The organism is Myroides sp. LJL115 (genome assembly GCF_054871665.1).
In genome coordinates this window covers 1-11,293 of record NZ_JBTXLS010000066.1, presented here as the reverse complement: position 1 = coordinate 11,293, position 11,293 = coordinate 1, and the positions used below count along the sequence as shown (strand labels likewise).

Annotated in this window: 12 protein-coding genes, 5 tRNA genes and 1 pseudogene; 5 read left to right on the top strand and 13 right to left on the bottom strand. The window is 33.2% G+C overall.

Annotated elements, in window-relative coordinates:
- Positions 1-104, top strand: a pseudogene (locus ACYSNX_RS12370) (ISAon1 family transposase); the annotation flags it as partial.
- Between the two features lie 37 nt (positions 105-141).
- Here ACYSNX_RS12370 and ACYSNX_RS12365 read toward each other — a convergent pair.
- The 5 genes from ACYSNX_RS12365 to ACYSNX_RS12345 form a co-directional block, all read right to left on the bottom strand.
- Positions 142-214, bottom strand: a tRNA-Lys gene (locus ACYSNX_RS12365).
- Positions 215-288: 74 nt separating this feature from the next.
- Positions 289-361, bottom strand: a tRNA-Lys gene (locus ACYSNX_RS12360).
- 74 nt (positions 362-435) lie between these two features.
- Positions 436-508 (bottom strand) — tRNA-Lys (locus ACYSNX_RS12355).
- A 74-nt stretch (positions 509-582) separates the two neighbouring features.
- Positions 583-655 (bottom strand) — tRNA-Lys (locus ACYSNX_RS12350).
- 77 nt (positions 656-732) lie between these two features.
- A tRNA-Lys gene (locus ACYSNX_RS12345) sits at positions 733-805 on the bottom strand.
- Between the two features lie 128 nt (positions 806-933).
- Between ACYSNX_RS12345 and ACYSNX_RS12340 the strand changes: the two genes are divergently transcribed.
- On the top strand, positions 934-1,458 hold the full coding sequence (locus ACYSNX_RS12340) for a shikimate kinase (protein ID WP_461754972.1): 525 nt from the start codon (positions 934-936) through the stop codon (positions 1,456-1,458).
- Here the strand turns inward: ACYSNX_RS12340 and ACYSNX_RS12335 are convergent.
- From ACYSNX_RS12335 to ACYSNX_RS12325, 3 genes are read right to left on the bottom strand one after another with little or no spacing between them, the layout of a single operon-like run.
- Positions 1,450-1,947, bottom strand: a complete 498-nt coding sequence (locus ACYSNX_RS12335) for a phosphoribosyltransferase family protein (RefSeq protein WP_461754971.1) — start codon at positions 1,945-1,947, stop codon at positions 1,450-1,452. The genes ACYSNX_RS12340 and ACYSNX_RS12335 overlap by 9 nt on opposite strands.
- A gap of 1 nt (position 1,948) precedes the next feature.
- On the bottom strand, positions 1,949-2,542 hold the full coding sequence (locus ACYSNX_RS12330) for a class I SAM-dependent methyltransferase (RefSeq protein WP_461754970.1): 594 nt from the start codon (positions 2,540-2,542) through the stop codon (positions 1,949-1,951).
- Positions 2,523-2,927: an RNA-binding S4 domain-containing protein gene (locus tag ACYSNX_RS12325; RefSeq protein WP_461754969.1), complete on the bottom strand. Its 405-nt coding sequence runs from the start codon at positions 2,925-2,927 to the stop codon at positions 2,523-2,525. Before ACYSNX_RS12325 ends, ACYSNX_RS12330 begins: the two co-directional genes overlap by 20 nt.
- 79 nt (positions 2,928-3,006) lie before the next feature.
- On the opposite strand from ACYSNX_RS12325, the gene ACYSNX_RS12320 reads away from it, so the two are divergent.
- Positions 3,007-4,146: a hypothetical protein gene (locus tag ACYSNX_RS12320; RefSeq protein WP_461754968.1), complete on the top strand. Its 1,140-nt coding sequence runs from the start codon at positions 3,007-3,009 to the stop codon at positions 4,144-4,146.
- 263 nt (positions 4,147-4,409) lie between these two features.
- Here ACYSNX_RS12320 and ACYSNX_RS12315 read toward each other — a convergent pair whose 3' ends face one another.
- Together ACYSNX_RS12315 and ACYSNX_RS12310 are read right to left on the bottom strand one after the other, a co-directional pair.
- The gene (locus ACYSNX_RS12315; protein ID WP_461754967.1) at positions 4,410-5,363 is read right to left on the bottom strand and encodes a transketolase family protein; all 954 of its coding nucleotides are present in this window, start codon (positions 5,361-5,363) and stop codon (positions 4,410-4,412) included.
- A 21-nt stretch (positions 5,364-5,384) separates the two neighbouring features.
- Positions 5,385-6,236, bottom strand: a complete 852-nt coding sequence (locus ACYSNX_RS12310) for a transketolase (RefSeq protein WP_461754966.1) — start codon at positions 6,234-6,236, stop codon at positions 5,385-5,387.
- 144 nt (positions 6,237-6,380) lie between these two features.
- Between ACYSNX_RS12310 and ACYSNX_RS12305 the strand changes: the two genes are divergently transcribed.
- Complete coding sequence (locus ACYSNX_RS12305) at positions 6,381-7,169, top strand: ABC transporter ATP-binding protein (RefSeq protein ID WP_461754965.1); 789 nt, start codon at positions 6,381-6,383, stop codon at positions 7,167-7,169.
- 17 nt (positions 7,170-7,186) lie between these two features.
- Here ACYSNX_RS12305 and ACYSNX_RS12300 read toward each other — a convergent pair whose 3' ends face one another.
- From ACYSNX_RS12300 to ACYSNX_RS12290, 3 genes are all read right to left on the bottom strand, one after another.
- Positions 7,187-8,185 (bottom strand): cation diffusion facilitator family transporter, encoded by a 999-nt coding sequence (locus tag ACYSNX_RS12300; protein ID WP_461754964.1) that lies wholly within the window; start codon positions 8,183-8,185, stop codon positions 7,187-7,189.
- Between the two features lie 8 nt (positions 8,186-8,193).
- On the bottom strand, positions 8,194-8,766 hold the full coding sequence (locus ACYSNX_RS12295; protein WP_461754963.1) for a pseudouridine synthase: 573 nt from the start codon (positions 8,764-8,766) through the stop codon (positions 8,194-8,196).
- Positions 8,767-8,864: 98 nt separating this feature from the next.
- Complete coding sequence (locus tag ACYSNX_RS12290; protein ID WP_461754962.1) at positions 8,865-9,674, bottom strand: alpha/beta hydrolase family protein; 810 nt, start codon at positions 9,672-9,674, stop codon at positions 8,865-8,867.
- A 207-nt stretch (positions 9,675-9,881) separates the two neighbouring features.
- Here ACYSNX_RS12290 and pepT point away from each other — a divergent pair, with 207 nt between their 5' ends.
- Positions 9,882-11,132 (top strand): peptidase T, encoded by a 1,251-nt coding sequence (gene pepT / locus ACYSNX_RS12285; protein ID WP_461754961.1) that lies wholly within the window; start codon positions 9,882-9,884, stop codon positions 11,130-11,132.
- Positions 11,133-11,293: the final 161 nt, after the last annotated feature.

Here is an 11,293-nt window from a genome sequence, read left to right as displayed (position 1 = left end):
CTGCGGAATCCTTCAATGCTAAAATAAAACACTTCAGAACGATGTATAGAGGTGTTAGAGATAAAGCTTTTTTCTTATTTAGATTAACGCAACTTTTTGCGTAGTCCCCAACTTTTGCACTTGATCCCTTGTCCTAAACTGTGACCCGACTGGGGCTCGAACCCAGGACCCCAACATTAAAAGTGTTGTGCTCTACCAACTGAGCTATCGAGTCTTTACAATTTTTTTAAAGTTTGTTTGTGCAAACTTATTCTTCAAAAGAATAACCTTTGTTTAAAAAGGATTTTGTGACCCGACTGGGGCTCGAACCCAGGACCCCAACATTAAAAGTGTTGTGCTCTACCAACTGAGCTATCGAGTCTTCACAATTTTTTTAAAGTTTGTTTGTGCAAACTTATTCTTTAAAAGAATAACCTTTGTTTAAAAAGGATTTTGTGACCCGACTGGGGCTCGAACCCAGGACCCCAACATTAAAAGTGTTGTGCTCTACCAACTGAGCTATCGAGTCTTCACAATTTTTTTAAAGTTTGTTTGTGCAAACTTATTCTTTAAAAGAATAACCTTTGTTTAAAAAGGATTTTGTGACCCGACTGGGGCTCGAACCCAGGACCCCAACATTAAAAGTGTTGTGCTCTACCAACTGAGCTATCGAGTCTTCACAATTTTTTTAAAGTTTGTTTGTGCAAACTTATTCTTTTTAAAAAGAATAACCTTTGTTTAAAAAGGATTTTGTGACCCGACTGGGGCTCGAACCCAGGACCCCAACATTAAAAGTGTTGTGCTCTACCAACTGAGCTATCGAGTCTTTATTTCAATTCCTAATTGCGGGTGCAAATATAGGACGTTTTTTTAGAAAACCACGACAAATTTGTTTTATTTTTGCAATAAATTTCAACACATAATCTAACTCACTATATAACAATACATTATTTTATGAAAAAAATTATCCTACTTGGGTATATGGGCTCCGGTAAATCCACTATTGGGCAAAAACTAGCACAACTACTTCACTTGCCTTTTATCGATTTAGATCAACAAATTGAAAAACAGCTGGGAAAAAGTGTATCAGATATCTTTAAAGAACACGGGGAAATCTATTTTAGAAAGAAAGAACATGAAATTCTTCATAGCTTATTAGAGCAAAATACTCCTTTTGTATTAAGTCTAGGAGGTGGTACTCCATGTTATGCTAATAATCATTTAGCCCTACAACTAGATCAAATCACTTCTATTTACCTAAAAGGATCTATATCAACTTTAGCATCTAGATTAGAAAAAGCAAAAGAGCATCGTCCACTTTTAAATCAAGAAATGGACGATACACTTGAAACTTATATTGCTAAACACTTATTTGACAGAAGCTACTTCTACCATAAAGCAAAGCACGTACTATCCATTGATGATAAATCAATCGACCAAGTAGTAGAACAAGCTGCAGAACTAGCTTTATTAACTTAAATAAGCATACTGCTGGTCACCTTCAAAAACAACTTGAATATGCTCGAATAAAGATGTAGATAAAGATATCCCTTTAAAGTCCGCTTTAACGGGATATTTTTTATGGTTTCTATCCACTAGTACAGCTGTCTTTAACTTTTTAATAGGCACATCTAAAAAGTGACGTACTCCATAAATTAATGTTGCCCCAGAATTTAAAACATCATCTACTAATACAATAGCCTTACTCTGGTAGTCTTTACTCTCTAACGAAGTTTCAATAGGACGGATAGGATTTTGTTTGTCAATCTTCACCTCACATAACTCTACTTTAATGTCAGAGATTTGAACAAGCTGTTCAGCGATCTTACCCGCTAGAGTATATCCACTATTTGCAATACCAGCAATTACAATTTGCTGCTCATCTACAAAAGTCTCATATATTTGATAAGCAATTCTTTTGATTTTAAAATCAATCTGCTCTTTGGTTAAAATAATATTTTTCGTCATGTTATTTATTTTCTATAATAATGAATAATTCTCTATTAGCTCGAGGTGGAATGGAGTTATAAGCTCTTTCCATGGTTTTAATGTTCATTTTGGAATTAAACAAATCAAAATACTCTTGGTAACCTCCTCCAAAAGGTGGGCTTTGCTGGTCAAACTCCGTATCAAAAAGCACTCCTACCAATTTTCCATTCTCTGTAAGTAATTCTTTCATCTTCTCTACATACTGAATTCTTTGTTCCCTTGGAATAGCGCAAAAAAAAGTTTGCTCCAAAATTAAGTCATACTTTCCTTTATGAGTAAAAAAATCTCCTATTACTACTTTGTCTATTGGAAAATCTTTATGAACTTCAAAGGTAGATTGTGCTGCAATACCAGTTAGATCTAATCCTTTAATATGGTTAAATCCTCTTTTATACAGGTAGTGCAATTCATGTCCATGACCAACACCTGGAATCAGAATCCTAATACTTTGATCGGACAATTGATCGATATACTCCTTGATTGGAGTAGTTACTTTTTGAGCATTCCAAGGGGAATTATTTTGCTCATAGCGATTTTGCCAATATAAAGTAACATTATTGTTTGTCTTGCTCATCCTCCATCTCTGTTTCTTCATCGTAATTTAAAAAATCATTAATCTCTCTAAGATCCTTCTTAGTAGGTCTTCCTGTACCATTTGCTCGATAATGACTCTTAGCTAAATTTAGCATTTCAATGTGTTTGAATGCCTCCTCAGGAGTAGTATCTTTTCTATATACATCCACCAATTTAGCCCCTACTCTATTTTGCGGAACATCCAAGACAGTCAATTGATAAACAATTTGATCTTTACGTAAGGTAATTTTATCGGTTGCATAAACTTCACGAGAAGCTTTAGCTTGCTGACCATTGACTGTTACATGCCCCTTTTTACAAGCTTCTGTAGCTATATTTCTGGTCTTATAATAACGAATACACCACAAGAATTTATCAATACGCATAATTTAATATTATTTTTTATAAACAAAGTACACAAAAATAAAGTAAAATTGTATCTTGCACTACTAAATTGAATCAAAAATGAATAGAATATTTGCAGCTTTAAGTCTAATCTGTACAACTTTACTGCTTACAAATTGCAAAAGTGATGATGGAGGTCCTAAAGGAGAAGAAGTCATTATACGAGAACCTGAAGAAGTTTACAAAGAGAATAAGGCTAGTATTGCAGAGTATCTTGCAAACAACTATATGATTGAAAACCAAGACGGAACAATTTCTTTTGATAGTATCACAAGTCCTAATTATCGTCAACAACCAACCATTAAAAACGATCCTCGGTTAGATAGTGTACAACTTACTAATGACAAGTACATTATTAAAACAGTTACTTCTCAAGTATACAATCCAAATTATGGTATATATGAAAATAAGGTAACTAGATTAGAGTATACTAAGAATGAAGACGAAACAAAATACATGGTTTACTTCCTTGTTTTAAATGAAGGAAAAGGAGTTCAGCCACAACCAATTGATTCTGTTTATACAAGAAATAACATATTCAATTTAAAAAATGAATCGGTTACTCAACCTCTAAAAGGAAGATTCACTTCTTTCCCTGAGACTATTGTTGAATACCAAAGTGGTTTTTCTACCCCTCAATTAACTTCAGGAGAGAGACAACTACTACAGTTCACTAAAACAGCTATAAACCTAGAACTAGGAAATGATGGTTTAACCTATGAAGAAGGTTCAGCTGGTAGAATTGTTGCTTTTATTCCTTCGGGACTATACTTATTTAATCAAAGTAATAGTGCTAAGTTAAAAGGGTATGAATCTGCTATTGTGGATATGACCGTAATAAATACTTTAGAAAGAGACCATGACCTAGATGGAATCCTTTCTAAATATGAAGTAGAACCAAGCAAAATTGGAACAAAACTAAGCATAGAGGACTATTTCTCTTATTCTACATCTGGTTATGAAGACACTCCAAACTTTTTGAACCTTGATGATGATGATGATGGGGTACCAACTAGAACGGAATTGATTTACTATGATGAATACGGATTATCAAAATACTATAAATACAATGATCCAAATCTAAAATTATGTAGCGATAAACCTACTTATTTAGATAAAGAATGTAGACCATATATAAACGAAGAAGGACTATGGGTTTGGGAAAAATTAGACATGAAACCTAATAACCCAAGAAACTAATTCTTGTTTAAATAAAATAATAAGCCACTGATAGGCCGTTTGCTTATAGACTTTAAAAGCCCTAGAATAAATTTCTAGGGCTTTTTTATTTCTATCCTTTACTGGGCTTATTTTTATAGATACAAAAAGTTATAACATTAAATCAAACTTTAATTATAAAACTGTATCTCCTTTAAAAAAAGACAAAAAAAGGTTCTAGATTACAACCTAGAACCTTTTTAAAATTATGAATTTACTACTACATAAAGAAGTAATAAAACTTATTATTTACGTGAAACAGCTTTTACTGCTTTAGAAACGATTGCCTCTGCATTTAAGCCATACTTATCCATTAATTGCTCTGGAGTACCTGATTCACCAAAAGTATCTTCTACAGCAACAAATTCTTGAGGTAAAGGGTTGTTTAAAGATAATACTCTAGCAACACTTTCTCCTAATCCTCCAAGGAAGTTATGCTCCTCAGCGGTTACAATACATCCTGTTTTAGCAACAGATTTTAAGATAGCTTCTTCATCTAAAGGTTTAATCGTATGTATATTAATTACTTCAGCTGAAATACCTTTTTGTTCTAATTCTTGTGCTGCTTCTAATGCTTCCCAAACTAAATGTCCAGTTGCTACAATAGTTACATCTGTACCTTCTGATAATAATACCGCTTTTCCAATTTCGAACTTTTGATCCGCTGGTGTAAAGTTAGGAACTACTGGTCGACCAAAACGAAGATAAACCGGTCCGTCAAATTCTGCAATTGCAAGAGTTGCTGCTTTGGTTTGGTTATAGTCACAAGTATTGATTACTGTCATTCCTGGTAACATTTTCATCAATCCAATATCTTCAAGAATCTGGTGAGTTGCTCCATCCTCTCCTAAAGTAAGGCCAGCGTGAGATGCACAGATTTTTACGTTTTTCTCTGAATATGCTACAGATTGACGAATTTGATCATAAACTCTACCAGTAGAGAAGTTAGCAAAAGTTCCAGTAAAAGGAATTTTTCCACCAATAGTTAAGCCAGCTGCAATTCCAATCATGTTTGCTTCAGCAATTCCAATTTGGAAAAAACGCTCTGGATTTTCTTTGATGAATTCATCCATTTTTAATGAACCAATTAAATCTGCGCATAAAGCAACAACATTTTCATTGGTACGTCCAAGCTCAGCTAAACCAGCTCCAAACCCTGAACGAGTATCTTTACTTCCTGTATTTGTATATTTTTTCATGTGTGATTCGATTATAAAGAATTAGTAGTCCCCGAAAGATGTTTCTGGGTTTTGATTTAAAGCTTCCTCCAATTGAGTATCATTAGGTGCTTTACCATGCCAAGCATGTGTCCCCATCATGAAGTCAACTCCGTTACCCATTTCAGTATGCAATAACACACAAACTGGTTTTTGTTTTCCGGTAGCTTCTTTCGCTTGTTGATATCCTTTTAAAATTGAATCAATATCATTTCCTTTTTCAATATGGATTACATCCCATCCAAAGGCTTCAAATTTAGCTTGTAATGAACCTAAATCTAAAACTTTGTCTGTTGTTCCATCAATTTGTTTACCATTCAAGTCAACAGTAGCTATCAGGTTATCTACTTTTTTAGCAGATGCGTACATAATAGCTTCCCAGTTTTGTCCTTCTTGTAATTCTCCATCACCTAATAGAACATAAACTAAATGGTTATCTTTATTTAATTTCTTAGCTTGTGCAGCACCAAGAGCAACAGATAATCCTTGTCCTAATGAACCAGAAGCCATACGAATTCCTGGTAAGTTGTCATGCGTAGTAGGATGCCCTTGTAAACGTGTATTAATTTTTCTAAAAGTAGCTAATTCACTTACTGGAAAATATCCACTACGAGCCAATACGCTATAGAATACAGGAGAAATATGACCATTAGATAAAAAGAAAATGTCTTCTTGATCACCATCCATGTTAAATTCTGGTTTTCTTTGCATTAAATTTTGGTATAATACAACTAAAAATTCCGCACATCCTAGTGATCCTCCAGGGTGACCAGAGTTTACTGCATGAACCATTCTAAGAATATCCCTTCTTACTTGGGTTGTTAACTCAGTTAATTGTTGTGTGTTTGGTTTCATTATCTTTAATAATAAATTATTTACTGTACAAATATAGGGTTTATTTAGCTTAATAATAATGATTCAAATGCGAATAAATCCATAAATCCTTTTATTATTATATTTACATTTTATATATTACCTCTTAAACTATATTTATATTACATGGACCTTTTTTCACTTACTTGCCAAGATGTAGCAATTGGATATAAAAAAATAAAATCGGCAAACCCAAATCCTATTCAAGAAAATATAAATATCTGCATTAAAAGTGGAGAGCTAACGAGTCTTTTAGGGGTTAACGGTAGTGGAAAATCTACTTTAATAAAAACCCTTACAGGTAGCCTTACTAAATTAAAAGGGAACATTCTCATTAATGGTATAGCAATTGAAAAATACAATCAAAAAGAAATTTCTAAACTCATTAGTATTGTATTAACCGAATCTATAGTTGGAGAGGACCTTAGTGTATACGAATTAGTAAAAATAGGAAGAACTCCACATTTATCTTGGAAAACCACTCTGCAGCCAATAGATAAACAATGCATTGACAGAGCCATTGAGCAGACACAAATTACTCATCTTGTAGATAAGAGTATTTACGCTTTGAGCGACGGTCAAATGCAAAGGGTGCTAATTGCAAGAGCACTAGCCCAAGATACCCCTATTATTATTCTAGATGAACCTTCCAATCATTTAGACTTTCACCATAAAGTAGCTTTGTATAGTTTGTTACAAGACTTAGCCAAAAAACAAAATAAAGCAATTTTATTCTCCTCTCATGATATGGAGTTGGCCCTACAATTTAGTGATAATGCCATTGTATTGAAACAAAACTTCAATACACAAAATAGCATTTCCTCTTTAATAGAACAAAATGTATTTGACGATTTTTTTGATCACCCAGCCATTGCATTCGACAAAGAACACAAGCGCTTTTTAGTTAATCTTTAGTAGTTAATCTTTAGTAGTTAATCTTTAGTAGTTAATTGATGTCTTTTATTTAAAGATATATTCTCTACACTCCAGTTAACTTGTCTTTCAAAAGGAGTTCGTCTTACTGGACAATCTGTTTTACTACAAATCTCACAAGAAAAGCTTTTACAATCATCCATGTGTACAAATAGTTCCAAATCAGATCCAAATTGTTGTTCAATTGCACTCTCTAAAGCCTCTACTTCTTTATGTCCTTCTATGATATTGAAATACCATGGAACTGTCATATGACAATCAAAATGTAGTACACTTCCATATTTTATGATTCTAAAATTATGAATATCAATCCAGTTCTGCTGTCTATTTTGCTGTAGAAAATCAACTACTTCTTGTAATAATGCCTCATCGGTTTCATCCATTATACCAGAAATTGCTTGTCGTATAATTTTATAACCAGTAACAGAGATGATCACAGAAAAAAGGCTGGCAACCACAGCATCAATCCAAACTAAATTGGTAAAGTAAATTAAGATTAAACCTATTACAATCCCTATAGTTGAATAAGTATCCGATTGTAAATGTTTCCCACTTGCAACAAGGGCTAAAGATTTATTCTTTTGTCCTTTTTTAATAGCATACCTTCCTAAGATGTAATTAGCAACGGCACTAAATGCAATTAAAAAAATACCAAAATCCAATTTACCAAGTGGCTGTGGCTCAAAGAAATTATATATTGCTTCTCGCAAAATAATTAAACCTGCTACGATAATTAATACTCCTTCAATAGTAGCTGAAATTAACTCTACTTTACCATGTCCATAAGGGTGATTTCTATCTGCTGGTAACCCAGAAAGATATAAACTATATAGCCCAATAAGACCGCTAACAACATTTACGATACTCTCTAAAGCGTCGGTTAAAATAGCAACAGAATTAGTTAAATACCAAGCTAAACCTTTTATTAACAATAAAACGACTCCTATAAGAGTTATCAGTTTTTGAAACTGATAATTTTCCCTAGCAACTGCTCTCATAAATTCTATTATAAAAATATTTCTATTTCTTTTACTTGACCAACCTCTAAGTCTTCTATAGTTATATCCCCTATTCTCACTCTTAAGAGTCTTAAAGTAGGATAACCAACCTTAGCAGTCATTTTTCGTACCTGTCGAAATTTCCCTTCCGTCAAGGTAATACTAATCCAACTAGTTGGCCCGTGTCTTGGGTCCCTAATTCTACGACCTTCTTTTATCCAAGAGGGTAATTGCTCTATGTACTCTACTTTACATTCTTTGGTAAGGTAATGCTCTCCCTTAATACCAATTACTACTCCTTTTCGCAATTGCTCTAAAGCTTCTTTTGAAATAGTACCATCTAGTTGTACATAGTATTGTTTTTCAACCGTTTTACTTCTTACTTGCTCACTAACTTGTCCGTCGGTAGTTAAGAATAATAATCCTTCTGAATTTTCATCTAATCGCCCTATAGCCATCGTACCTGCGGGAAAATCAAATAACTCTCCCAATTTTTTTTTATTTCTCTTCTTCTCATAGATAAATTGACTTATATAGCCATGTGGCTTATATAGGATAAAGTGACGGTGCTTTGTATGCATAGTAAAGAAATTCTCGTATTTGAATATAACTCACAAATGTACTTATAACACTTTAGAAACAAGAAAAATTAACCATTTTTAAAGTCCTTAGATATTTACTAATACAAATTATCGCAAAAGCTATTGACGTACTCAATATACCTTTGCCCATGATAATCTAGGGATAATGCTTGAAAGCCTTGAAGGTGTCCCCCTTTAAATAAAACCACATTACTCCTAGGGTTTAAATATTTTGCTCGGTAACTATCCTGAGGTGGTGTCAATCCATCTTTGTTACCTGTAAAATATAAAACTGGTAGGTTCAACCTAGAAAGAGCCTTATCATAATTCTGTGCACTTTCAGGCAAAGTATATTGTTTTTCTAAATATTGATCAATTACTTTTACAACTTCAATAGGGCTAGCTACAAATCCTTCAGCTATCAAATAATGATAGTTCTCTATATTGTAGGCAAATACAGCTGAAATGGTTCCCATGGACAAAGCCCACACCCCTACAGGTTGCTTAAAGCGTTCTTTTACATATTGAATAACACTCACTAAATCTGTTGTAAACTCATCATAGTATAATTGTTGGGCTTGCATTTCAAAATCGCTACTTTCCCCAAAGCCACGATAATCAAACATAACAACTGTATAACCTTTGTTTACCATCTCCAAAACTTGTCTTATCCAATAAGACATATTACCAGTATCTCCATAAGCTAAAACCAAAACTCTATTTTGATTAACTTTTTCATCAGGGAAACAGATCCATGATTTTAGTACATAATTATCCGGTGTGGTAATCTCTACCGATTCTACTTGTATATTTGAATTCATTGGGTGATCTACATATTTTCGATCCGGATCTACACCAAAGCAAATTAACGTATATAAAAAAAAGAAAATAGTCAAAAGTATCCTCATGTCCCTCTATTTAAAAAACCTATTAGCATTTTAGACAAAGAGTTAAAGATAATTATTTTATAGACTTCCCCTTACTTTAAAAGCATAAAAAAGGATATAAAAACCAACAAAAGCCCCCAGTGGGACACCTAATTAAGTTCTGGTGTTAATAATAGAGAATTAACACAATTAATTCCTACTTTTGTCTGATACAAAAACTATTATTTTATGCAACATATTATTGATCGTTTTATCAGTTATGTAACTGTAGATACGGAATCAGATCCAAATTCTTCTACTTGTCCTAGTACAGAAAAGCAATGGGACTTAGCTAATCAATTAGTAGAAGAACTAAAACAAATTGGCCTACAAGACGTAACCATTGACCAGAACGCGTATATAATGGCTACTCTACCGAGCAATGTAGATCATGAAGTTCCAACTATTGGCTTTATAGCACATTTTGACACTTCGCCAGATTTCAGTGGAGCCAATGTTAAGCCACAAATTATAAAGAATTATGATGGTGGAGATATTGTTTTAAATAAAGAACAAAACATCATTCTTTCTCCTTCGTATTTTAAAGACCTTTTACAATACAAAGGACAAACCTTAATTACTACAGATGGTACTACTTTATTAGGAGCAGATGATAAAGCTGGAATTACTGAAATAGTATCTGCAATGGAATACCTTATTCAAAATCCACACATTAAACATGGAGAGATTAGAATCGGATTCACACCAGATGAAGAAATTGGAAGAGGAGCTCATAAATTTGATGTAGAGAAGTTTGGAGCAAAATGGGCTTACACAATGGATGGTAGCCAAATTGGAGAGTTAGAATATGAAAACTTCAATGCAGGATATGCCAAGATTACTTTTAACGGAAAAAGTGTACACCCTGGTTATGCAAAAGGAAAAATGATTAACTCCATTTTACTTGCTAATAAATTCATCAGCAAATTACCTAAAAAGGAAGTACCTGAAAAAACAACCGGATATGAAGGTTTCTTCCATGTGCATAATGTAAGTGGAAGTATAGAAGAATCTGTGGTTCAATTAATTATTAGAGACCACGATTTAAAACTATACAAAAAGAGAAAAAAATCTATTGAAAAATTAGTAAAAAAATTCAATAAGAAATACGCTCAAAAATTCTCAGGTCCTATTGTAACTCTAGAAATGGGAGACCAATATTTCAATATGCGCCAAAAAGTAGAGCCAGTTAAATTTATTGTAGATATAGCCGAAGAAGCTATGAAGCAATTAGATATTAAACCACTAATCAAAGCAATTAGAGGAGGAACAGATGGTTCTCAGTTATCTTACATGGGCTTACCATGTCCAAATATTTTCGCTGGTGGACATAATTTCCATGGAAAGTATGAATATGTACCTGTAGAGAGCATGATTAAAGCAACCCAAGTAATCGTGAAAATTGCAGAATTAACTGCTCAAAGAAAAGACTTTAAATAAATCTATTACCTTTATAAAAAAACCCCAAAAAGTACGAGGGCACTGAAAAAGTCCCTTTTTAAAATAGAAGCTTAAAGTAAAGAGGTAAACTATTAAAAGCAATCGCTTTTATAGTTTACCTCTTTCTGTTTATATTTACCTGTTTTTTAAAATTCACAGGT

What these genes read in the sequence shown, in the direction of transcription:
- ACYSNX_RS12335 (WP_461754971.1), bottom strand. Translation starts at nt 1,947, where the DNA reads ATGACGAAAAATATTATTTTAACCAAAGAGCAGATTGATTTTAAAATC.
- ACYSNX_RS12300 (WP_461754964.1), bottom strand. Translation starts at nt 8,185, where the DNA reads ATGAGAGCAGTTGCTAGGGAAAATTATCAGTTTCAAAAACTGATAACT.
- ACYSNX_RS12310 (WP_461754966.1), bottom strand. Translation starts at nt 6,236, where the DNA reads ATGAAACCAAACACACAACAATTAACTGAGTTAACAACCCAAGTAAGA.
- ACYSNX_RS12305 (WP_461754965.1), top strand. Translation starts at nt 6,381, where the DNA reads ATGGACCTTTTTTCACTTACTTGCCAAGATGTAGCAATTGGATATAAA.
- ACYSNX_RS12340 (WP_461754972.1), top strand. Translation starts at nt 934, where the DNA reads ATGAAAAAAATTATCCTACTTGGGTATATGGGCTCCGGTAAATCCACT.
- ACYSNX_RS12295 (WP_461754963.1), bottom strand. Translation starts at nt 8,766, where the DNA reads ATGCATACAAAGCACCGTCACTTTATCCTATATAAGCCACATGGCTAT.
- ACYSNX_RS12290 (WP_461754962.1), bottom strand. Translation starts at nt 9,674, where the DNA reads ATGAGGATACTTTTGACTATTTTCTTTTTTTTATATACGTTAATTTGC.
- ACYSNX_RS12330 (WP_461754970.1), bottom strand. Translation starts at nt 2,542, where the DNA reads ATGAGCAAGACAAACAATAATGTTACTTTATATTGGCAAAATCGCTAT.
- ACYSNX_RS12320 (WP_461754968.1), top strand. Translation starts at nt 3,007, where the DNA reads ATGAATAGAATATTTGCAGCTTTAAGTCTAATCTGTACAACTTTACTG.
- ACYSNX_RS12325 (WP_461754969.1), bottom strand. Translation starts at nt 2,927, where the DNA reads ATGCGTATTGATAAATTCTTGTGGTGTATTCGTTATTATAAGACCAGA.
- ACYSNX_RS12315 (WP_461754967.1), bottom strand. Translation starts at nt 5,363, where the DNA reads ATGAAAAAATATACAAATACAGGAAGTAAAGATACTCGTTCAGGGTTT.
- pepT (WP_461754961.1), top strand. Translation starts at nt 9,882, where the DNA reads ATGCAACATATTATTGATCGTTTTATCAGTTATGTAACTGTAGATACG.